This is a genomic window from Pedobacter albus (genome assembly GCF_036324255.1).
Lineage (GTDB): Bacteria > Bacteroidota > Bacteroidia > Sphingobacteriales > Sphingobacteriaceae > Pedobacter > Pedobacter albus.
In genome coordinates this window covers 540,357-562,218 of record NZ_JAZDQT010000003.1, presented here as the reverse complement: position 1 = coordinate 562,218, position 21,862 = coordinate 540,357, and the positions used below count along the sequence as shown (strand labels likewise).

Annotated in this window: 19 protein-coding genes and 1 riboswitch; of the genes, 8 read left to right on the top strand and 11 right to left on the bottom strand. The window is 42.4% G+C overall.

Annotated elements, in window-relative coordinates; all coding sequences use genetic code 11:
• The first annotated feature begins 18 nt into the window (after nt 1–18).
• The 5 genes from VRU48_RS17625 to VRU48_RS17605 all read left to right on the top strand — a co-directional run bounded on the left by VRU48_RS17625 (nt 19) and on the right by VRU48_RS17605 (nt 7,104).
• On the top strand, nt 19–585 hold the full coding sequence (locus VRU48_RS17625; RefSeq protein ID WP_330109238.1) for a hypothetical protein: 567 nt from the start codon (nt 19–21) through the stop codon (nt 583–585).
• Nucleotides 586–624: 39 nt separating this feature from the next.
• A complete protein-coding gene (locus tag VRU48_RS17620) occupies nt 625–1,368 on the top strand; it encodes a Bax inhibitor-1/YccA family protein (RefSeq protein WP_330109237.1) in 744 nt (247 codons plus the stop codon).
• 167 nt (nt 1,369–1,535) lie between these two features.
• A riboswitch (SAM riboswitch) is annotated at nt 1,536–1,637 on the top strand.
• Between the two features lie 117 nt (nt 1,638–1,754).
• Nucleotides 1,755–5,444 (top strand): methionine synthase, encoded by a 3,690-nt coding sequence (gene metH / locus VRU48_RS17615; protein ID WP_330109236.1) that lies wholly within the window; start codon nt 1,755–1,757, stop codon nt 5,442–5,444.
• Nucleotides 5,445–5,462: 18 nt separating this feature from the next.
• On the top strand, nt 5,463–6,416 hold the full coding sequence (metF, locus tag VRU48_RS17610; protein ID WP_330109235.1) for a methylenetetrahydrofolate reductase [NAD(P)H]: 954 nt from the start codon (nt 5,463–5,465) through the stop codon (nt 6,414–6,416).
• A gap of 133 nt (nt 6,417–6,549) precedes the next feature.
• A complete protein-coding gene (locus VRU48_RS17605; RefSeq protein ID WP_330109234.1) occupies nt 6,550–7,104 on the top strand; it encodes a hypothetical protein in 555 nt (184 codons plus the stop codon).
• Nucleotides 7,105–7,281: 177 nt separating this feature from the next.
• Here VRU48_RS17605 and VRU48_RS17600 read toward each other — a convergent pair whose 3' ends face one another.
• From VRU48_RS17600 to VRU48_RS17565, 8 genes are all read right to left on the bottom strand, one after another.
• Nucleotides 7,282–7,827 carry an REP-associated tyrosine transposase gene (locus VRU48_RS17600; protein ID WP_431311639.1) on the bottom strand — a complete coding sequence of 182 codons (546 nt, stop codon included), beginning with the start codon at nt 7,825–7,827 and terminating at the stop codon, nt 7,282–7,284.
• Between the two features lie 345 nt (nt 7,828–8,172).
• A complete protein-coding gene (gene thrC / locus VRU48_RS17595) occupies nt 8,173–9,486 on the bottom strand; it encodes a threonine synthase (protein ID WP_330109232.1) in 1,314 nt (437 codons plus the stop codon).
• A gap of 92 nt (nt 9,487–9,578) precedes the next feature.
• Entirely contained in the window at nt 9,579–10,508 is a 930-nt protein-coding gene (locus VRU48_RS17590) for a homoserine kinase (protein ID WP_330109231.1), read from the bottom strand.
• Between the two features lie 28 nt (nt 10,509–10,536).
• Nucleotides 10,537–10,986: a DinB family protein gene (locus VRU48_RS17585; RefSeq protein WP_330109230.1), complete on the bottom strand. Its 450-nt coding sequence runs from the start codon at nt 10,984–10,986 to the stop codon at nt 10,537–10,539.
• A gap of 5 nt (nt 10,987–10,991) precedes the next feature.
• Entirely contained in the window at nt 10,992–13,445 is a 2,454-nt protein-coding gene (gene thrA / locus VRU48_RS17580) for a bifunctional aspartate kinase/homoserine dehydrogenase I (RefSeq protein WP_330109229.1), read from the bottom strand.
• Nucleotides 13,446–13,909: 464 nt separating this feature from the next.
• Nucleotides 13,910–14,470, bottom strand: a complete 561-nt coding sequence (locus VRU48_RS17575; protein WP_330109228.1) for a transposase — start codon at nt 14,468–14,470, stop codon at nt 13,910–13,912.
• Between the two features lie 416 nt (nt 14,471–14,886).
• Nucleotides 14,887–15,342, bottom strand: coding sequence for a GNAT family N-acetyltransferase (locus tag VRU48_RS17570; protein ID WP_330109227.1), 456 nt, complete (start codon nt 15,340–15,342; stop codon nt 14,887–14,889).
• Nucleotides 15,342–15,821, bottom strand: coding sequence for an RDD family protein (locus tag VRU48_RS17565; RefSeq protein WP_330109226.1), 480 nt, complete (start codon nt 15,819–15,821; stop codon nt 15,342–15,344). The genes VRU48_RS17570 and VRU48_RS17565 overlap by 1 nt, the downstream gene beginning before the upstream one ends.
• 111 nt (nt 15,822–15,932) lie before the next feature.
• Here VRU48_RS17565 and rsgA point away from each other — a divergent pair, with 111 nt between their 5' ends.
• Both rsgA and VRU48_RS17555 read left to right on the top strand, forming a co-directional pair.
• Nucleotides 15,933–16,853, top strand: coding sequence for a ribosome small subunit-dependent GTPase A (rsgA, locus tag VRU48_RS17560; RefSeq protein ID WP_330109225.1), 921 nt, complete (start codon nt 15,933–15,935; stop codon nt 16,851–16,853).
• A gap of 76 nt (nt 16,854–16,929) precedes the next feature.
• Nucleotides 16,930–17,616 carry a hypothetical protein gene (locus tag VRU48_RS17555; RefSeq protein WP_330109224.1) on the top strand — a complete coding sequence of 229 codons (687 nt, stop codon included), beginning with the start codon at nt 16,930–16,932 and terminating at the stop codon, nt 17,614–17,616.
• A gap of 6 nt (nt 17,617–17,622) precedes the next feature.
• Here VRU48_RS17555 and VRU48_RS17550 read toward each other — a convergent pair whose 3' ends face one another.
• Nucleotides 17,623–17,847, bottom strand: coding sequence for a hypothetical protein (locus VRU48_RS17550; protein WP_330109223.1), 225 nt, complete (start codon nt 17,845–17,847; stop codon nt 17,623–17,625).
• Between the two features lie 202 nt (nt 17,848–18,049).
• On the opposite strand from VRU48_RS17550, the gene VRU48_RS17545 reads away from it, so the two are divergent.
• A complete protein-coding gene (locus VRU48_RS17545; protein WP_330109222.1) occupies nt 18,050–18,388 on the top strand; it encodes an XRE family transcriptional regulator in 339 nt (112 codons plus the stop codon).
• A 281-nt stretch (nt 18,389–18,669) separates the two neighbouring features.
• On the opposite strand, the gene VRU48_RS17540 is transcribed toward VRU48_RS17545, so the two are convergent.
• Both VRU48_RS17540 and VRU48_RS17535 read right to left on the bottom strand, forming a co-directional pair.
• Entirely contained in the window at nt 18,670–20,013 is a 1,344-nt protein-coding gene (locus VRU48_RS17540) for a restriction endonuclease FokI C-terminal domain-containing protein (RefSeq protein ID WP_330109221.1), read from the bottom strand.
• 18 nt (nt 20,014–20,031) lie between these two features.
• A complete protein-coding gene (locus tag VRU48_RS17535) occupies nt 20,032–21,849 on the bottom strand; it encodes an AAA family ATPase (protein ID WP_330109220.1) in 1,818 nt (605 codons plus the stop codon).
• Nucleotides 21,850–21,862: the final 13 nt, after the last annotated feature.

Below are 21,862 nucleotides of genomic sequence, written 5' to 3'. Positions count from 1 at the left end.
TCAATCTAAAATCTCCTTATGCACGAAATAGAGCCTTTTTATTTGTGGCGCGACGATTATATCGCTGCAGAAGATGAGCGTTCGCCGTTTTTCAATACCGAATACTCCGAATTCTATTTCGACAAGCAGCTTTACAATTTCCTCATCCATCCGCAGTGGGACACTTTTGGCTCGCCCACCCTGTACCTCAAGGTGCTATATGCCGATTACGAAAGGGGCTATGCCATTATCGAGATGATGGGCGAATGGAACGACACGTTGCACAACGACATCATGATGCTGAAAAGGGAAATCATCGAGCTGATGATCCAGGAAGGCATCAATAAGTTTATCCTGATTGGCGAAAACGTGTTGAACTTTCATGCTTCAGACGATAGCTATTACGAAGAGTGGTTTCAGGATGTGGAAGATGGCTGGATTGCCGGCGTTAACTTTAATCAGCATGTTATCCGCGAATTCCGCGACCACGGCATCGACTACTACATCAATTTTGGCGGCGAGCTCGATGAATTGCACTGGAGAAAGCTCAAACCACTTCAGTTTTACAAAAAAGTGGACGAACTGCTGACAAAAAGATTAAATTAAAACCGTATTTTTAACACAACATATTTTTAAATCAAAAAAATGGAACAACAAAATTATCAATATCAAGACAATTCGGTCTTCGTACAGGAAAGATCGGTTTCTAAAAAATTCTTTGCCAATGTATTCCTTTGGATGTTTGTGGCATTGGCAATTTCTACCCTTGCGGCGTATTTTATTAACGCATCGGCCGAAGCACAATCGTACCTATTCGACCCACTAACCGGAAAAAGAAACCTATTGGGTACAGTAGCCATGTTTGCCCCTTTGGCTTTGGTGTTATTAATGGGTGCCGGCTTTAACAGGCTATCGTTTGGCGCTTTGGTTGGCATTTTTATCCTCTTTGCAACTTTGCTTGGCATCAGTTTAAGCTTCATTTTGGTCGTATACAACCTAGGCTCTGTAGTAGGTTGCTTTGCAGCGGCAACAGGCATATTTGGAGTGATGGCCATTATGGGCTATACCACCAACACCGATTTAAGCAAATTTGGCCCAATACTAATGGCTGGTGTAATTGGACTGGTCATTGCCAGTGTAATCAATATGTTTATTGGCAGTTCACAATTTGATTATATTATGAGCTTCTTTGGCGTTGCCATTTTTACGGCCCTAACCGCTTATAACGTACAGAAAATCAAAAGAATAGGCTTGGGCATCGAAGAGAACGGCGAACAGTTCGCTGTTGTTGACACCAAGAAACTAGCTATTATGTCTGCGCTTACTTTATACCTTGATTTCTTAAATATCTTCCTTTTCTTATTGCGTATTTTCGGAAGCAGGAAATAAATCCATCCATTGAAGTGGTACGATAGCCCAATCTAAAATCGTAAACCTACAATCGTAAATTCAGTATAATATACCGAAGGCCGTGTGTATTTGCACGGCCTTTGTAATTTTATTTGGTTTCAGCCCAATATTTTTGGAATTGATGTTGCATTGTTGCATTTTTGTATCGCTTATTAAGAAAGATGGAGGGATTAGACCCTGCGAAGTCTTAGCAACCTGTGCTAACAAGGTGCTAAATTCTATTCTGAGCAATCAGGAAAAGATAAGTTAAAGTCAACCTAAAACCAGACTTTTCTAGATAAGCTACATAGATAGGAGTATAGCGTATTGCGTAAAGCGATGCCTAGCTACAAGCGCTATATGCATATCTCAATACCCCATACTAGATGAACATTAGAGAAGAATTAGAGAAGCGAATTTTAATTATAGACGGTGCCATGGGCACGATGATTCAGCGTTACGTTTTAACCGAAGAAGATTTTAGGGGCGAACGTTTTGCCAACCATCCCTGCGATGTAAAGGGCAACAACGATTTGCTGAACATCACCCGCCCCGATATCATCAAAGCCATCCACCTCGAATACCTGAATGCCGGTGCCGATATCATCGAAACCAATACCTTCAGTACGCAACGCATTTCCATGGCCGACTACCAGATGGAAGATCTTTCGTACGAACTCAGTTTTGAAGGTGCCCGTGTAGCTAAAGAGGCCGTACAGGAATTTATGGCCAAAAATCCAGGTAAACAATGCTTTGTAGCCGGTGCCATTGGCCCCACCAACCGTACGCTTTCGCTCTCTCCCGACGTAAACGACCCGGGTTTCAGGGCCATTACCTACGACCAACTATTTGATGCCTATTACGAACAAATCCGCGGTTTGGTTGATGGAGGTTCGGATGTATTGCTGATCGAAACCATATTTGATACACTCAATGCCAAAGTGGCCATCGCGGCCATTAAACAATACGAAGAGGTAATCGGACGAAAGCTCGAAATCATGATTTCGGGTACCATTACCGACGCTTCTGGCAGAACGCTTTCGGGCCAAACCGCAGAGGCTTTCCTCAATTCGGTTAGCCATGCCCAGCCTTTGAGCATTGGCTTTAACTGTGCCTTGGGTGCCAAAGAAATGCGCCCGCACATTGAAGAGCTGGCCGCCAAGGCAAACTGTTTTGTTTCGGCTTACCCCAATGCCGGTTTGCCTAATGAATTTGGGGCCTACGACGAAATGCCACACGAAACCGCACATTTAGTTGACGATTTCATTACTTCGGGTTTTGTAAATATTGTAGGTGGTTGTTGTGGCACTACGCCCGACCACATTGGCTGCATTGCCGAGAAAGCCAGCAAAGCTTCGCCAAGAAAAATCCCAACGCTTGAGCCTTACATGCGTTTGAGCGGCTTAGAACCCGTTACCATTACTCCCGAAAGCATTTTTGTGAACGTGGGTGAACGCACCAACATCACCGGCTCTCCCAAATTCTCTAAACTGATTTTGGGTGGCGATTATGAAGCGGCTTTGACCGTAGCGCGCCAACAGGTAGAAGGCGGCGCACAGGTTATCGATGTGAATATGGACGAAGGCATGCTCGATTCGGAAGCGGCCATGACCAAATTCCTGAATCTGATTGCCTCTGAACCCGATATTGCCAAATTGCCTATCATGGTCGATTCGTCAAAATGGTCGGTTATTGAAAATGGCTTAAAATGCTTGCAGGGCAAGGGCATCGTTAACTCAATCTCTCTCAAAGAAGGCGAAGAGAAATTTAAAGAAAGCGCCCGCAAAATTATGCGTTATGGCGCAGCTGTAGTGGTGATGGCTTTTGATGAACAAGGCCAGGCCGACAACTACGAACGCAGAATCGAAATTTGTAAAAGAAGCTATGATATCTTGGTCAACGAATTGGATTTCCCGCCACAGGATATCATCTTCGACCCTAATATTTTAACCGTTGCTACCGGTTTAGAGGAACACAACAACTACGCCGTCGATTTTATCAATGCCACACGCTGGATCAAGGAAAACCTGCCTCACGCTAAAGTGAGCGGCGGGGTTTCTAACATCTCCTTCTCGTTTAGGGGCAATAATGTGGTACGCGAGGCCATGCACTCGGCCTTTTTGTTCCACGCCATTAAAGCTGGGCTTGATATGGGCATTGTTAACGCGGGTATGCTCGAAGTTTACCAAGAAATTGAGCCCGAACTGTTAGAAAAAGTAGAAGACGTATTGCTTAACCGCAGATCCGATGCCACTGAGCGTCTGGTCGAATTTGCCGAAACCGTAAAAAACAAAGGCAAAGCCGTGGTCAAAGACGAAACCTGGCGCAAAAACACTGTGGAAGAAAGGTTATCGCATGCCTTGGTCAAAGGCATTATCGAATACTTGGATGAAGATGTAGAGGAAGCCAGACTGAAATATCCGAGGCCATTGCACGTAATCGAAGGTCCGCTCATGGACGGAATGAACATTGTGGGCGACTTATTTGGCGCCGGCAAAATGTTCCTGCCTCAGGTGGTTAAATCGGCCAGGGTAATGAAAAAAGCCGTAGCTATTTTATTGCCTTACATTGAAGCCGAAAAATTGGCCAATCCCGATGGCAACCAAAGCTCATCGGCAGGCAAAGTGCTCTTAGCTACCGTAAAAGGCGACGTGCACGATATCGGCAAAAACATTGTAGGCGTAGTATTGGCCTGCAACAACTTCGAAATCGTGGATATGGGCGTGATGGTTCCCGCGCAGGAAATCATCAAAAAAGCCAAAGAAATCAACGCCGACATCATTGGCTTGAGTGGCTTAATCACTCCTTCGTTGGATGAGATGGTCCATTTTGCCAAAGAAATGGAGCGCGAAGGCTTTAGCATTCCGCTTATTGTAGGTGGCGCAACCACTTCGCGCATTCACGCCGCCGTAAAAATTGCACCAAATTATACTGGTCCGGCCATCCACGTGCTCGATGCTTCGAGAAGCGTTACCGTTTGCAGCACTCTAATGAACCAGGAAACCCGTGGCGAATACATTACCGGCATTAAAGCCGAATACGACAAAGCCCGTGAAGCGCATTTGAACAAACGTTCGGATAAACGCTATAAAAACATTGAAGAAGCACGCAGCGATAAATTCCAAATCGATTTGGATAAGGTGGCCCCTGCCCCAACCTTTACCGGAACCCGTGTTTTTGAAGATTATCCTTTGGCAGATTTAGTTCCTTACATCGATTGGACACCGTTTTTCCATACCTGGGAACTGCGAGGAAGCTACCCGAAAATCTTCAGCGATAAAACCATTGGCGACGAAGCCCAAAAGCTATACGACGATGCGCAAGTATTGTTGCAACGTATTTTAGACGAAAAACTGCTCACTGCCAAAGGCGTAATCGGGTTTTGGCCAGCCAATTCGGTGGGAGACGACATCCAATTAACAGTCGACGGTTCTCAGCTAGCAGCGGATCCACAAAACTCCAAACCGATAACTATTCATACCCTTCGCCAACAAGCCGAAAAAGTAGCCGGAGAGCCTTATTACGCTTTGTCCGATTTCATTGCCCCAAAGGAAAGCAATGTTCAGGATTACTTTGGTGGCTTTGCCGTAACGGCCGGCATTGGTTGCGACGAGTTGGTAGCCGAGTTTGAGAAAAACCACGACGACTACAACAGCATCATGGCCAAGGCACTGGCCGATCGTTTGGCCGAGGCTTTTGCCGAGCGCATGCACGAACTGGTAAGAAAAGAATATTGGGGCTATGCCAAAGATGAGAATTTGGATAACCAGGATTTGATTAAGGAAGCTTATGCGGGCATCCGTCCGGCACCCGGCTACCCTGCCTGTCCAGACCATACCGAAAAAGAAACCTTGTTTAACCTGCTAGATGCCGAAAACAAAATCGGGTTGAGGCTAACCGAGAGCTTTGCCATGTATCCGGCCGCAGCAGTAAGCGGGTTTTATTTCTCGCATCCGCAATCGCGCTATTTTGGCTTGGGCAAAATTACCAAAGACCAAGTTGAGGAATATGCCCTTAGAAAAAATATGCCTTTAGCAGAGGTAGAAAGATGGCTTGCGCCGAATTTAAGTTATTAGTGAACAGAACCAACAAAAATGAAGATCACCGAACATATTAAAAACGCAAAGGGAAAACCTCTTTTTTCATTCGAGCTCTTGCCCCCTATCAAAGGGCAGAGCATCCAGTGGGTTTACGATGCCATTGACCCTTTGCTCGAGTTTAATCCGCCGTTTATCGATGTTACTTCGCTAAGAGAAGATTACATCTACAAAGAACTCGACAATGGGTTGTTGCAAAAAGTTTCTTACCGCAAGCGCCCGGGTACCATTGCCATTTGTGCAGCCATCATCAACAAATACAAGATAGATGCGGTTCCGCACCTGATTTGTGGTGGCTTTACCAAAGAAGAAACCGAAAATGCGCTGATCGACCTACAATTTTTAGGTATAGACAATGTATTGGCCTTGCGTGGCGATTCGAGACAGGCCGAATCAACCTTTATCCCTACGCCAGGTGGCCATTGCTATGCTACAGATCTGATCGAGCATATCAAAAACCATAATGAAGGCAAGTTTTTGCATGAAGACGTAGAAACCTACAAAAGCGATTTTTGTATTGGCGTAGCGGGCTATCCCGAAAAACATTTTGAAGCGCCCAATCTCAATGCCGATTTCAAATACCTGAAGAAAAAGGTAGATATGGGTGCCGAGTTCATTGTAACGCAGATGTTTTTCGACAACCAGAAATATTTCGATTTCGTAAACAAATGCAGAGAAAATGGCATTAACGTACCGATTATCCCAGGATTGAAGCCCATCAGCAGTGCCAAACAGCTGGTAGCCTTGCCCAAAATATTCCATATCGATTTGCCCGAAGATTTGAGCGATGCCGTTTCACATGCCAAATCGACTGCAGAAGTAAAGGAAATCGGAACCGAATTCATGATCAAGCAATGTAAAGAGCTGATTGAATTTGGCGCACCGGTGTTGCACTTTTATACCATGGGCAAGCCAGAACAGACGCAAAAAATTGCAAGGGCGGTATTTTAAACTTTGTCTTTGCAGCAGCAATCCTCATAAAATCCTAATGGCTCAACTCGTGCTGTTAGGATTTTTTATTTAAAATCGAACACAAAACAGCCTGTTCTAACGTTTATGTTTACGTGTTTAAGCTATTTCATCCATGAAGATTATCCTCTCTTTGCTGTTTGCTATTTTTTTCTTCCATTTTGCTCAGGCACAGATTTCGGTTAGTCCGATTTCAGTCGACAACCTCAAGGATGCTCCTTTTAAATTTAAGGGCAGCAGGGCGATGATGGCCGATCGTGTTGACGATGCAAACAGCAAGAACATCTTTCTTTTCTCAAAAGTGAGCCAAGGCAGTAATCCGGATACGTTGTTTTTTCAAAAATTCAGCAAAACCAACGAGCAATGGAAACTGGTACAGGAAAAAACGATCATTGCCCCAGGAGCCATCAGTATTTGGCAAAACAGAAAGGCTTTTTTTGATGCCGACCAAGACAAGCAGGTAGAGGCTTTATTTGTTTACAGCCTGCATGATGCTTCCATGCAAAAACAACTGGCAGTTAACCTTTTGCTGTTTTTCAAAAACGATAGTTATACCATATCAGAAACCAAGGACAAAATCACGATCTACAGCCCTAATTTCCAGCAGTTGCCGACAAGCGTGAAGGCCTATGCAACCGAATATTGGAACGGGCTGGATAAGTGGAAGTGATGTTTATGGTTTGGATTCGAGTCTGGTCGAATAGATTGTTCAAGGTGGATTAAAAATCCACAATTAGCAAAGTCGGGAAATGCTTTCCCGACTAGCACTTCCAGGCTGGTCGGGATTTACAATCTCGACCCCTGTAACTCTGGATTTGTAATCCAGCTATATTGATTATTTAATGACCTACGTTAAATAAACCACATCAATTAACCCCAATTCACCTGAATAGCTGCTTGCAGAACTATATAGGTAATGCTCAGGCAGAGCGACCAAACTACTCTTCACAGGATTTTGGTGAAGATAGTTTAATTTTTGAATTGCAAATTCTGGACTAAAGAGTTCAATAGGATGAAATCCATCTTGCCAAAACTTAAATTCTTCATTTTTGGGGTGTGTTTTAGCTGCAAACTGAAATTTATTCAGCATCCAATCTCTACTTTCGTTAATTTCTTTAATGGTGCTTATTATCCGCTTTGAGGTGAACTTTTTGAAATCCCCGATCACATCCGATAGTCTTTTTCCTTCGTCAACACTAGCGATGAAATGAAGATGACTGGGCATAAGGCACCAAGCATAAATAACAAGCCCTTTATGTTTTTGACAATAAATAAGGCTTTCAATAACCACTTCTGCAAGTTCCTTTCTGGTAAAGGCATCAATCCAACCTATAACAGTTGTAGTCATGAAATAAATTCCATCCTGATTTGTTATCTGATATTTGAAAGCCACATATAAATATAATCAAATAAAGTTGGAAGAGCTGGTCGAGATATGCCGTCCCGACTCGAATAATTCTGGATTTCTAATCCAGTTATGCTGACGACCTAAAGCGGATTGAAAATCCGCAGTTACCTAATCGGGAAAGCATTTCCCGACTAGCATACTTAGGCTGGCCGGTATTTACAAATCTCAACCCTTATAATCCTAGATTCTGATCCAGCCAAGTTTATTACTGAATGCAGATTGCGAATTTGTAGTTAGCAAAGTCGGGAAAGCATTTCCCGACTAGCATCCTAGGCTGGTCGGGATTTACAATCTCGACCCTTATAACCCTGGATTTTTAATCCAGCTACCCTACTCGCAATTTTCAAGCAAATACTTCTTAAACCCTTCAAAATCCTTATTCAATGCTTTGTATTGTTTGGCCTTGCCATGCAAGGAACTAATCTGGTCTGGCAAAACAAGTTTCTCTCGAATGGCTAACGGAAATACCTCCGGAAATTTGCAGGCATGGGCCGTTGAAAGAAAAACCTTGGCACTTTCATCATTTGGGTTTTCCTGTACATATGCTTGCACCGCCAGCCAGGCAATAGCTGTATGCGGACAAGCGATATAGCCGTACTTTTCAAAAATGGGTTCCATACCTCGTAAAGTTTCCTCGTCGGTAAAACGATAAGCCTTGAGCATGGTTTTAAGTTTGTCTACATCGCCGTCAAACAAATCCATGATGCGGACCCAGTTGCTCGGTGCCCCTACATCCATGGCATTGGCATAGGTTTGTACCGAAGGCTTAGTTTGGTAAACACCCGTTTCTAAAAACCGTGGCACCGTATCGTTGATATTGGTAGCCGCGATGAACCGTTTAACGGGCAAGCCCATCTTATAGGCCAGCATGCCGGCACCGATATTCCCAAAATTGCCACTAGGCACGGCAAAAACCACTTCGCTAAAGCCCTGCCTTTTAAGTTGCGCATAGGCATTAAAATAATAAAAGGCCTGTGGCACTAATCGGGCAATATTGATCGAATTTGCAGAAGTAAGCCTCAATTTAGCGTTTAGTTCCTCATCGGCAAAAGCCTGTTTAACCAGTGCCTGACAATCGTCAAAAGTACCATCAATGCTTACGGCCCTGATGTTTTGGCCATTGGTAGTCAACTGCAGTTCCTGTACATCGCTGACCTTGCCTTGGGGGTAAAGAATGGTTACGCGCGTATTGGGCACGCCCAAAAAGCCTAAGGCTACGGCTCCGCCAGTATCGCCAGAGGTAGCCACCAATACATCGAGTTGCTGTTCGCCATCTTTGAGAAAATAGGCCATGACGCGACTCATAAACCGCGCGCCAAAATCCTTAAAAGCCAAGGAAGGCCCATGGAATAATTCGAGTACAAAAGTCTGTTCGTCGAGCTTGACCACTGGTGCTTCGAAATTGATGGCTTCATTAATCAAAGTGCGCAAATCGGCATAGGGAATTTCATCGCCCAGTAAGGCCGAAGCTACCCTGTAGGCAATTTCCTGAAACGAATACTGTTCAATATTGTCGATAAATTCCTGTTCTAGCCTGGGTATCTCCACCGGCATGTACAAGCCTTTGTCTTTGGGCATGCTGTTAAAAACCGCTTCCTGAAATGAAACGCGAAGATCTTTATTGTTGGTTGAATATAGTCTCATGGTTGAAAAGGTTGAAGATAGAAGGCGGAAAGTTTAAGATTTAGGCATCGAGTAACACCTTCAACCTAACATCCCTTAACTTGCTACCTTAATTATAATACTTTAGGTCCCTCGGCATTTACCGCCGATACAAAGGCCTTGCTGTTGATGTTCAGTTTATTTAAATGTTGCTGTTGGGCCTTGGTTACCCGTTTTGCCGCTGCTGCATCTTTGGTCAAAGCAAAAACCGATGGCCCTGAGCCCGAAATGCCAAAGCCCAAGGCTCCGTTTTCCATGGCTAGTTCACGCAACTGTTCAAAACCTGGAATTAGGATAGACCGGACAGGTTCTACCAACACATCCTGCATGCTTCGTCCCATCAACTCCACATCGTCAAGGCAAAGGCCAGCAACCAAGCCTGCCACATTGCCCCATTGGGTTACGGCATCTTTAAGTAGTACTTTGCTGCGTATCATTTGTCGGGCATCTTTGGTGGGCACATCAACCTCTGGATAAACGATGGCAGCGAACAGGTTATTGGGTGTTGGTAGCACCACCAAATCGAGCGGATTGTAGCTGCGCACCAGTACAAAGCCACCCATTAAAGCCGGTGCTACATTATCGGCATGTCCATAGCCACAGGCCAATTCTTCGCCCTTCATGGCAAAAGGCACCAGTTCTTTGGCGCTGAGCAAATTGCCCATCAGCTGGTTTATGGCAAAAAGGCCTGCCACAGTACTTGCCGAACTTGAGCCCAAGCCACTGCCGATAGGCATCTTTTTGTGCAATTCTATTTCTACACCAATATCTGGCCTGTTCAGGTGTTGGAGGTAATGTTGTACGCTGGCGCTTACCGTATTCTTGTTCGAATCGAGAGGCAAACGGCCTTCATCGCCTGTAATTTTGAGCAAACGTACACCGGGTTTTTCAACTAGGCGCATGACCACTTCGTCGCCGGGCTCGTTAACGGCAAAGCCGAGCACATCAAAGCCACAAACCACATTGGCTACGGTAGCAGGAGCAAATACTTTTATTTCTTTCATGTCTGTTTAATTCTTTATTCGGTTGCAGTTAGTCGAAAAACTGTTTCAGGTGATAATTGAGATGCACAAGGTAATCCGTTATAAAATAAGCCAAGGTGTGCATTTCTACTTTTCCTTTTCCGGTATCGCATACATTTTGCAACTTGTGTTCGGGTATATTTTTAATCACCCTTACATATTGACGGTTAAGCAGTAACCAAAGTGTTTTAAGCTCTTCAACAGGTGCCGATTGGTAATCCTGATAGGCTACCCATTCATCCTGATGGTACACAATCTTGGTTCCTTGCTCATACTGGCCAACTACCAAACGGCGCAGGTTGTTGGTGGCGCTATCTATCAAATGCCCCAACAATTCCTTTTTCGACCATTTTATCGGATTTGGCTTGGCATTCCATCTCTCGTTATCTATCTTTTCAAAATCGGCGAAAGCCTGATCAACGGCTTTCCATATTTCCTGTGCAGTTTCTAGGTGTGTCATTTTATTTAGTTTGAAGTGCCAACATTAATGATATCTGCAAATACACCCGCAGCGGTGACCTCGGCACCGGCGCCAGGGCCTTTGACCACCAATGGACGTTCCTTATAGCGGTCGGTCGTAAACGAAATGATGTTATCGCTACCCGATAGCATATAAAACGGATGGTTTTCATCGACCATTTGCAAGGTGATTTCGGCCTTGCCATTTTCGAGCTTACCGATGTAGCGCAATACTTTTTGCTGTTGCTCGGCGGTTTCTTTCAATTGTTTAAAGTAGTTGGCATTGGCTTCGAGTTGGGCATAAAAATCGGCCACTGTTGAGGCTTGCAGACAGGCTTCGGGCAACATGTTTTCGATTTTTACATCTTGTTCTTCAAAAGCATAACCAGCATCGCGGGCCAGGATGAGCATTTTGCGCATAAAATCGCGGCCATTCAAATCGTCGCGCGGATCGGGTTCGGTATAACCTTTTTCCTGCGCTTCTTTTACCACTTCGTGAAAAGCCACATCGCCCTTAAAGTGGTTGAAGATGTAGGAAATGGTACCCGACAAAATCGCTTCGATGCGGGCCACCTTATCGCCACTGGTCATCAGGTCTTTCAGCGTTCTGATAATCGGCAAACCTGCCCCTACATTGGTTTCGTAATAAAAATCGACCCCATATTTACGAGCTGTATTTTTGAAGGATTCGTACTGCGCAAGGCTCGAAGAATTACCGATTTTATTGCAGGTAACCACCGATATGCTCGATTCGAAGATGCCTTGGTAATGAGGGACCGGCAACGGACTAGCGGTATTGTCAACAAACACGCAGTTGGGCAGGTTCATGGCTTTCAGCTGTGCTACAAAATCGGCTAGGTTGGCTGGCTCGCCTTGCTCGCTTAAGCTTTGTTCCCAGTTTTCCAAGGCTATACCCTGGTCAGACAGCAACATTTTTCGAGTATTGCTGATGCCCATTACCTTCACCTGCAAATCGTTGTTTGTTGCCAAAAAAGGCATCTGTACCTGCAATTGTTTAAACAGGGTTTTGCCGATATTGCCCGTACCGAGGCAGAAGATATGCAGGGTTTTATTGAGCGAAGCATAAAAGGCATCGTGCACGGCGTTTACCGCTTTTGACAAATCAGCTTTGGCGATAATAACCGAAATATTGTATTCTGACGAGCCCTGCGCAATGGCATGCACGTTTACGCCGTTGCGTCCCAAGGCATGGAACAGTTTGCCCGAAATGCCAGGCGTACGTTTCATGTTTTCGCCTACGATGGCCAGCACAGCCAAGCCGTTTTCTACCTCTGGCGCATCCAGCTTTTTGGCCTGCAGTTCCAAGTCAAACTCCTTGCTGATGAGCTGTACGGCCTTTACCGCATCGGCTGGCTTAACGGCAAAAGTAATGCTGTGTTCTGACGATGATTGCGTAATAAGCACCACGTTAATCTGCTCTCGCGACAGCAAAGAAAACAAGCGCCCGCTGAAACCTGCCTTGCCCACCATGCCACTACCAGCCAAATTGATGATGCTGATTTCGTCGATAGATGAAATGCCTTTGATAGGCAATGCCGATGGTTTAGCGCCGTGACGAATGTAGGTGCCTGCAAAATCGGGTTCAAAGGTATTGCGGATAACAATGGGTATTTTCTTTAGGAAGGCTGGTGTCATGGTTGGCGGATAGATAACCTTGGCCCCAAAGTAGGAAAGTTCCATGGCTTCGATATAGCTCAGTTCGCTGAGCGAAAAGGCCTTTCTTACCATACGCGGATCGGCAGTCATCATGCCGTTTACGTCGGTCCAAATCTGTATTTCTTCGGCATCAAGCGCCGCACCCAAAATAGCGGCGGTATAATCGCTGCCACCCCTGCCCAAAGTGGTTACACGGTTGGCCTCGTTGCTGGCGATGAAACCGGTCACAAAAAGCAATTTGTCTTTATGGTTTTCGTAAAAATCCCTCAGCAAGAAATCGGTGAGCTGGTTATTTACCCGTGCCTGTCCAAAGTTGCTATCGGTTTTGATCAGTTGCGAGGCATCGGCAAAAAGTGCTTCCGCGAATTTTTGCTTGGCTATGTGGCTTACCATTAACGTGCTGCATCGCTCGCCATAGCTCAGCACCAGGTCTTTGGCCTGTAGGCTCAGTTCTTGCAAGTTATAGATGGCCTGCAACAGTTCCTCCAACTCGTTAAAGCAGATTTTAAGCTTGGTTAGCACTGGATTTTGTGCCGCAGCCGGCAACAAGGCCCTGACCACTTCAAAGTGGCGCTGCTCAATAGTTTTAAGTTCCTGACTGTAGTCTTGAGCCAAGGCTGCCTTTTCGGCCATAGCGGTAAGCAAGTTGGTTACCCCGCTCATAGCCGATAACACCACGATGGGCTTTTCGGCGCTTTTGCATTCTTGCTCAACGATGTCCAGCAATGCCTTGATGCTGGCTACAGAACCTACGGAAGTACCTCCAAATTTTAATATCTTCATAAAAACGGGTTAAAAAAAAAGCGCCCCGGGTTCTCCGGGGCGCTTCTAGTATATTTTTGCTTCAGTTATACCACTAGCATCTCCCCATCCGGTGTTTTTCCGGTTGTTGAAGTAATAATGGTGATAATTGAAGAGTTAAAAATCATGTTATTTTCTTGGTGTATTTTGTACACCGTAAAGTAGGAGATTATTTTTTGCAATGTCAAGGGTTTTGCCAAATTTATTTTCAAAAAATTTGATTTGTAGGTATTTAGCGTTTTTAAACCAATTTTTCTTCTTCAATGGTCTGTGAGCCACAGACCCCAGGTTCTGTTTTTCTTTCAAGGTCTGTGGCGCACAGACCGGCACTAATTAAAATTTCTTCAAATAATGCGTAATAAACTCAAAATCATCAATTCCTTCTTTGTAAAATCTCTCCTCCTCCTCCTCTCCTCCATGGTCTGTGGCACACAGACCAGTACTAATTAAAATTTCTCCAAATAATGCGTAATAAATCCAAAATCATCAATTCCTTCTTCATAAAATTTCGCAGACGACCATTTGTAATTTTCAGGTCGATCTGCCAGGCTCCATCTTTCCTGTAAGGGATTCAGATGGATATAGTTAACTTTCTGTTCTACCTTTGCTCTACTGTCCATCAAAATAGCGAGCGCATCCCTTTGCCATATCCTGTACGCTCTTTCTTTCTCCGATACCTTAAAATGCAACAGTAGCGTTGGATCGTTTAATTTTAAATCCTTGACTAATTCGTGAGCGGTCTTTTTATTAAAGGAGGCATGAGGCATTTCATTGCCATTTTTGCCCATAGCTTCCCACACCAAATGAATATGATTAGGCATAATTACAAATGCATAAACTATAATCATTTTTCTTTTAACCAGCTCATCAAGGCAATCTACTATTAACTGTTTATAACTGTCGCTTTTTAATAGCAGCTTCCAGTCTTTAACTGTTGAGGTCCAAAAATAAACCTTTTCAAGGTTCATTCTCGAATTTCTGATTGGGCTTATAAATGGCGTTTTCATTTAGATAAGAGGCTTAATTAAAGATATTGGCTTTTGTTAACATTTTTGATGTTACTCTGCCACATGATGTATAGGATACCAAAACGTATACCACAAATGGTCTGTGAGCCACAGACCTTGGAGTTAGCCTTAGACTCAGGAGTTATCTTTTTAAGCCATCGATTTCAAAGCCAAATGCAAAATTGGATAAGGCTTGCCCTATTCATCCTTGCCCTGTGACACATAGGGCACCAAAATATTTCTCACAACGGTCTGTGGGCCACAGACCTCGGAGTTATTTTTTTAACCGTCGTTTTCAAAGCTAAATACAAAATCGGATAGGATTTACCCAAGCTTCATCCGTGTCCCGTGACACACAGGAAATCAAAATATTTCTCGTAACGGTCTGTGAGCCACAGGCCCAAGAGTTATCTTTTTTAAACCGTCGTTTTCAAAGCTAAATGCAAAATTGGATAAGGCTTGCCCAAGCCATCGGTTTCGCTTCTTTTAACAACTTCAAAACCAAAATGGCGATAAAACTGTAAGGCCTTTTCGTTGGCTTCATTTACATCAACATGGGTTACGCCAAGGCTGTTCAAGGCATAGCTGAGGAGGAATTTGCCTAAACCTTTACCATGTACATCGGGATGTACAAACAGCATTTCGAGATGATGTGCTACAACGCCCATCAAACCTAACGGCCTACCTTCGATATCTCTGGCCACGTACAAATCAACGGCATCAAAATATTGATCAAAAATGAGTTGCTTAAACAGCTGCAGGTCGTCTTCCTTTAAAAAATGATGGGTCGAGCGAACGGATGCTTCCCAAATAGCGATAAGCTCAGGGTAATCGTGTTTTATGGCAGGTTCGATTGTATATCCTGTTTTCATTAATCTTCGCTATTGATTTGGTCTTTCGGAACATATATCCTTGTTACGGGCGTAAAGGCTTCGTTCTTTCCAATAACCACGGTTTTAGCCAGCATATCTCCCAAACGTTGGCCCAATTCGTTGTTTTCTGACACAAAAAAGGCTATGACGCCAAAACAGGGCACTATTTCAATGGCGTCGGCTATCCTTCTCACCAGCACTTGCCCAAAGCCCAATTTCTTTCCATCAAGCGATACTACTTTCAGCTTTGCAATTTCATGGCCCAAAGTGGCCGAGCAGTAGAATTCTGCAATTACAAAATACAGCAGCCAAGCCAGCATGGGCAACAGCGCTCCGAGACCAGAAATTGTCTTGTTTCCATACTCATCTTCTACGCCAAAAGCAAGGAGATACCAAGTGCTAAAGCCAAAAATCAAGGTGTAATCGATTATTGTGGCCAATGCTTTTCTGCCTGGGCTGTATTTTATTTTCGGTTTCATAGCTAATTGGGGTCAAATATATTATCCACTCAGGCCCAAAACAAATTATTCATTGTTCCTACTGGATTGTTTTTATCAGGCCTGCAAAATTTCCTTACCTTTACGCTTTATATGCAGGGATTAGTAATCAAATCGACCGGAAGCTGGTACCAGGTTTATGCCGAAGACGGCCAAACCTACGACTGCCGCATCAAGGGCAAGTTCAGGATCAAGGGTATACAAACCACTAATCCGATTGCCGTGGGCGACAAGGTTGAATTTGAACTCGAGCCCAATGCCGAAACCGGTGTTATCGACAAACTGCACGACCGCAAGAATTACATTATTCGCAAATCCATTAACCTTTCTAAGCAGGCGCAGATTATCGCTGCCAACTTAGACCAGGCTTTTCTGATCGTAACTTTGGCTTCGCCCCGTACCTCGCTGGGCTTTATCGACCGCTTTTTGGTCACCTCCGAAGCATACGATATTCCGACCTCGCTCGTGTTCAACAAATTGGACCTGTTTAGCCCAAGGGGATTGGAAATACTGGCCGAGTACAAAGCCATTTACGAGAACATTGGCTACCCTTGCTACGAGGTTTCGGCGCTAAAGGGCACCAACGTTGACCAGATCAAGGACTTGCTCAAAGACAAAACCACCTTGTTTTCGGGCCATTCGGGCGTAGGCAAATCGAGCCTCATCAATGCCATTTTACCGGGCTTCGATATCAAGACTGGCGAAGTATCTGAATGGAGCGACAAGGGCCAGCACACCACCACCTTTGCCGAAATGCACGCCTTGCCTTTTGGGGGCTACCTCATCGATACGCCGGGAATCCGCGAGCTGGGCATTGTTGATATTGAAAAGGAGGAGCTGAGCCACTTCTTTGTAGAAATGCGCGACCGCCTGAACCAGTGCCGCTTTAACAACTGCCGCCACATTAACGAACCGGGTTGCGCCGTCATCAAAGCCGTAGAGGAGGGCGAAATAGAACCAAGCCGTTATGAAAGCTACCTGAGCATTTACCATGGCAACGATACAAGGGCATAGCTTTTGGCTTTTAATGGATGTTCTATTTTTTGCCATGCTTTGATGCTTCTTGTAAAAAGGTTAGCTTAAGCGCATCATGAAGGAACAAATTCTGCCCACTATCAAAAAATACATTGGTATCGCTTGCGAAAGCCCTTACAGCCGCTATAAATCATGGGATAATTGCAGATTGGCATTTAGCACCACCGAACAGCATGCATACCATAAATTGGAATTGGCTTTTTTCTTGGCAAGTTGGGGCATGTACAGAGGCTCGAGCGGATTGCTTCAAAGAAACCACTTGGTGCACCAGGGAGCCGTAGATCTGTTGTATGCAACGCCTAGTCTCAAATGTACCGAAAGCCAGGGGGTTACCGAGGCAGATATAGACGAAATTATGGAACTTAAAAAAAGGCTTTGCGAATATTACCAATCTATACCCGACACAGATGGGCGTAAAATCAGCCCAACAGATACGCTCATCAGCAAGATCATGTTGGGCACACATTCCTGCATTCCTGCTTATGATCAGTTTTTTATAAATGGGCTACAAATACAGAACGAATATAAAAAACACGCCTTCTTTAATAGGGAATCTCTCGTAAAGCTGTTCGCATTTGCCAAAGAATACGAAGAGGAGATTGCAAGTTGTCAACACTATGTAAAGCAAAAAATCAATACATATTATCCCGTAATGAAAATTGTAGATATGTTTTTTTGGCAAACAGGCTACGACAAATTACTTGCATTGACAGAAGCTTGCAAAAAAGAAACTAACATATAATATTGTCTAGTCTGTTTCCAGGCCTATTTCTTCTTCGCAAACAACAGCCAAAAACCGCAGCAGCCTTTCCAAATCGTCCAGTATGTTGTCGAAATCTACGGGCAGGCCGTCGGCATTGTAAAACAGGTAATCTATAAACAGCCGCGTAAGGCTTTGGTACATTCGGCCGGGGCGAGCATCGCTTAGCAGCGCCTCTAGCGCAGCCATGGCATTTTCGTTTGTTTTTTTCATAGGTATATTAGGTAGGTGCACAAAGCAAGGCAACGGCGCATAAGTATGCAACATGGCACGCCTGTTTTTTACTGTTTTAACCTTGTAATTTATTATGGATTTCCGTATTTTACCTGCTATAAATAATCTAGATTTGCCTTATGACTAACACCGCCAACCCAAAAAACATACACCAGGGCGCAACGTAAAGCGCTTCCGCGAAATGATGGGCCTTAAGCAGGATGCCCTGGCCTACCAGCTGGGCGACGACTGGAACCAGCAAAAGGTATCGCTCCTGGAGCAGAAGGAAACCATAGAGGTCGATATTTTGAAGCAGGTGTCGGGCATATTGAAAGTACCGGTAGAAGCTTTCGAGAATTTTGATGAGGAACAAGCTGTTAATATTATCTCCAATACATTTAATGACCAATCAAATGGTTACAATTACTATCCAAATTTTCATTTCAACCCCCTTGATAAAATGGTAGAACTGTATGAACGCATGCTGCAACAGCAAAAGGAAATGATAGATAGGTTGGAGAAGCTGATTGAGAAAAAATAGTTTTTAATAGGCAGTGCCCCCTTCCCTACGTACGCTTGCAACCATGGCAGATGAACAATTGGCGGCCCGGGGTTGGGCTAAACGCTAATTTCTATATGGACCGAGAGACTACAAGTTATATCAGAAACTATTTTAGTAATTAATTACTGTCCATAAAAGTTAGAACTAGCCTTTCTAATGTAATAAGCTTGCAAGAACTCCATATGCAAAGCAATGTAGCCCTTGTAATATAGCTGGCATAATTTATAGTTTTGGGAATAGTATCCGTTTTGCAATAGTATCTAAACATCATCAAACCTCTCAATAATATTTTTAGCTTCAATCGGGTTACCAAGGCTTACTAAAGTTTCAATTATCGTAGCCGGAGGAATTCTATCTTTCGTTTTATATGCTAGAAGGTATAATAATGCTTCCGACGACAATAATATAAATCTCTTAATATCCGTATTCCAGGTAATTTCATTGATAAAACTGTCAAAATTTGATTTAAAGGAATTACTGACAATAATAAATCCTATCTTCTTGAAACCGTCGATATGAAGTTTTGGTGTATAGTGGTTGATGTATTCTTTGATAGCCCTATCATCTATTCCTAAACTGTAGCCGTTAGAATATGCTTTTGCATCTACCAAAAAAGCCGTATTTTCTGCTCTAAACCTAATAATTGCGTCCGGATTTCTTCCACTTCCCTGACCTAAAGGTTCAACATCAAAATCCAATTGTCTAAATATTTCTGCAACCAATTTTTCATAAGCATTACCTTTTGACGAGGATGATTTTTCGGTTTCGCTTCCCAAATCAACTAATTTTGCAACTTTCGGAATTAAATAATCTGACAACTCAAAAGAAGCATTTACGGTGATTGTTTTTTCTTCTTCAACTACAACAATATTTTTTTCTTCCTTTTTAGCTATGGTAGAGATATTTGGCTTATTAGGATTTCCTTTAAAATTCCAAAAAGCGTGTTCGGCATCCCAATTTGATATTTCTTTACCTGTATATAATTTTAGAACTGATTTTATTTCTTCGTTGAGAGCATAAAAATATCGATAAGCGTTCACTTGGTTTTCTGCTTCTTTCCATATCCCTAACTCTAAGTAGGCATTAATTAAGGAAGTATATAAAATTGGCCACTTTTGCTCATCTTGAATTTGCCAAAAGTAAGAAAGGAAGTACGATACTGAACCCGGATTGGGTACTTTCCTTTTATCTTTTGCCTTATTGTATATAGCCGAACAATATTTTTCTAAAGCATCAATTTTTGCTAATGCATCGTCTAATGTTTTTGGAATTCCTATGCATTGTTTTAATAAAGAAGTCAATTTTTCGATATTGGCTTCACTGTTTTTTACCAGTTGGTTAAAAAACATCTGACCTTTGGTAGCCGTAAAACCCCAAAGATTATTTCTTTTGTTGTAGCCATCTACATTGGTTTTAAACTCGAAAATATTTATTTGATTGTTTTGAAAATCTTCAATAAATTTCTTTAGTTCTATGATAGCTGTTCTTCTAGCATCATCAATATTAACCAGCTCATTCCCTCTAACATCTAAAACGATGCTGTTGGTTGCTTTATAGTTGTCCCAAATGATTTGAATTTGTTGAATTGTATCTTTTGGTATCATAAATGGTTTTTGGATAAGTTAAATTTCTTCTAGACTAAAATTCTCTTGCTTATTTATTATTCTCTTCAATTTATCTAGCAATGTTTGAAAACCTTCAAGGTCTTGTCTTACATATAAATTAACGGATTTACTCAATTCATCTTTGATTTTTTGTTTTAAATCTTTCGGAAATTTATTAAAAACCCCATTGGCATTATTAATAAATTGTGTAGCCACATTATTTTTTTTAGCGATTGAAAAATAATCCTCTATTAAAAAATCAAAATCATTATGATTTGCGATTTTAGGGAGCATTAAAAAAATATAATTATTTTTTCTGTATGTATTCTCATTAGCTTTTCCACCTGAAAAATTGATGCAAGATTTCATTCCATCTTTACCTGCATCATCTCTATCAAATAAAATAATAATTTCTTTGTTTTGCGGAATACTTTTAGATAGTTCTTTTAAGAAATCACTTGCATTTGCAGCTCCACCAAATGGTAAAATATCAATGTCGATTTCGGCTTTCTGATTTAAGATATCGATTGCTTTATTTATATAATCAACATCTCCTTTACCTTCGACAAGTAATAATGGCTTTTTGGAACCAATTGCTAATGTAGCATCTGTAATAGAAAATTCATTGTCTGTGATATGCTCAATGTTTCTTATAATATCGGTATTCAACACTTCAACACCAGTAGCATTATTGTTTACTATAAACACATTTTTTTCTTCCAATTCTTTAATCAGCTTTGGCGAATGCGTAGTAAGCATTGTAAAATGACTATTGGTTTCGATCAAATTCTTGATCTCTTTTTTTCGGCTAATGTGTAATGATACATCTGGCTCATCGTATAGTACAATAGAATTATCATCTGCCAAAATAGAAGAAATACATTTTATTAAAATCAATTTCTTTTCGCCTTCGCTTAGTTTACGCACATCTTTATTATTGAATTCTATTTTAACTTTAGTAATCAATTTTTTCTTGATGGGCATTGTAGCAAGAAAAAGAAAATCAAACAACTTTCTGCACCATTCAATATTTTGAATGTCGCTTTGTAAATTTCCAAGGCCAATACCTTTTATTTCTGATAGTTTTAAAAACTGATTTTCAAATTCTTTGGGTAATCTTTCTTCATCAGGAAGAATTTGATCATTTTCATTTTCAACAATTGTAGCTGGATAAAACTCTTGCTCTGCTTTTAATCTGTCGGTTAATTGAGGTACTATAAACTCAGTTGTATCGGCAACAGAATATTTTGCTTTTCTGTGTTCGTAAACATCAGAAAAATTGAAAGATATATTTACATCCTGCAAATCAGCAATACCTAAAAGGTTTTTTATAAAATCTTCGCTACCTGAATGGCATAAAAGCGTTAATAAGGCAATTTCCCAAGAAAATTTATTGATGTACAAAAAACGCAGTTTCTGAGCTAAGTAATTCAGTTTTATTTTATTGAAATATTGCAGGTAAGGCTGTGCAAAAATATCTTCCCACAATCTTAGTTCTTCTCCGCTATAACAGGCTATTACCTGGCTGGGTAAAAACTGTTCTATGCTCTGTTTTCTTAGTCTGTTATTTACAAAAAGCTGGTTGTTTTGTAGGCGAATAGTTTTACCATCTTTTTCGTATTCTAAAAGAAAATCAAAGCCACCCTCCGCAAGAGAAATAATAGCTTTTTTGTAATGATAACCGTGGATGATTTTACTTACAGCTTCGAGGATGTTGCTCTTACCTGAGCCATTTAGCCCGATTAAAGCGACATAATTGGTACAATTTTCGAAATTGAAAACTGTATTTTGCCCTAAGTTTTTATAGCCGTTTATTTCAAGTTTTTTCAGTTTCATCTGTCGCAAAGTA

What these genes read in the sequence shown, in the direction of transcription:
- VRU48_RS17575 (WP_330109228.1), bottom strand. Translation starts at nt 14,470, where the DNA reads ATGAAAACGCCATTTATAAGCCCAATCAGAAATTCGAGAATGAACCTT.
- VRU48_RS17585 (WP_330109230.1), bottom strand. Translation starts at nt 10,986, where the DNA reads ATGACACACCTAGAAACTGCACAGGAAATATGGAAAGCCGTTGATCAG.
- metH (WP_330109236.1), top strand. Translation starts at nt 1,755, where the DNA reads ATGAACATTAGAGAAGAATTAGAGAAGCGAATTTTAATTATAGACGGT.
- thrA (WP_330109229.1), bottom strand. Translation starts at nt 13,445, where the DNA reads ATGAAGATATTAAAATTTGGAGGTACTTCCGTAGGTTCTGTAGCCAGC.
- VRU48_RS17625 (WP_330109238.1), top strand. Translation starts at nt 19, where the DNA reads ATGCACGAAATAGAGCCTTTTTATTTGTGGCGCGACGATTATATCGCT.
- thrC (WP_330109232.1), bottom strand. Translation starts at nt 9,486, where the DNA reads ATGAGACTATATTCAACCAACAATAAAGATCTTCGCGTTTCATTTCAG.
- VRU48_RS17545 (WP_330109222.1), top strand. Translation starts at nt 18,050, where the DNA reads ATGATGGGCCTTAAGCAGGATGCCCTGGCCTACCAGCTGGGCGACGAC.
- VRU48_RS17550 (WP_330109223.1), bottom strand. Translation starts at nt 17,847, where the DNA reads ATGAAAAAAACAAACGAAAATGCCATGGCTGCGCTAGAGGCGCTGCTA.
- VRU48_RS17590 (WP_330109231.1), bottom strand. Translation starts at nt 10,508, where the DNA reads ATGAAAGAAATAAAAGTATTTGCTCCTGCTACCGTAGCCAATGTGGTT.
- VRU48_RS17540 (WP_330109221.1), bottom strand. Translation starts at nt 20,013, where the DNA reads ATGATACCAAAAGATACAATTCAACAAATTCAAATCATTTGGGACAAC.
- VRU48_RS17565 (WP_330109226.1), bottom strand. Translation starts at nt 15,821, where the DNA reads ATGAAACCGAAAATAAAATACAGCCCAGGCAGAAAAGCATTGGCCACA.
- VRU48_RS17605 (WP_330109234.1), top strand. Translation starts at nt 6,550, where the DNA reads ATGAAGATTATCCTCTCTTTGCTGTTTGCTATTTTTTTCTTCCATTTT.
- metF (WP_330109235.1), top strand. Translation starts at nt 5,463, where the DNA reads ATGAAGATCACCGAACATATTAAAAACGCAAAGGGAAAACCTCTTTTT.
- VRU48_RS17620 (WP_330109237.1), top strand. Translation starts at nt 625, where the DNA reads ATGGAACAACAAAATTATCAATATCAAGACAATTCGGTCTTCGTACAG.
- VRU48_RS17555 (WP_330109224.1), top strand. Translation starts at nt 16,930, where the DNA reads ATGAAGGAACAAATTCTGCCCACTATCAAAAAATACATTGGTATCGCT.
- VRU48_RS17535 (WP_330109220.1), bottom strand. Translation starts at nt 21,849, where the DNA reads ATGAAACTGAAAAAACTTGAAATAAACGGCTATAAAAACTTAGGGCAA.
- rsgA (WP_330109225.1), top strand. Translation starts at nt 15,933, where the DNA reads ATGCAGGGATTAGTAATCAAATCGACCGGAAGCTGGTACCAGGTTTAT.
- VRU48_RS17570 (WP_330109227.1), bottom strand. Translation starts at nt 15,342, where the DNA reads ATGAAAACAGGATATACAATCGAACCTGCCATAAAACACGATTACCCT.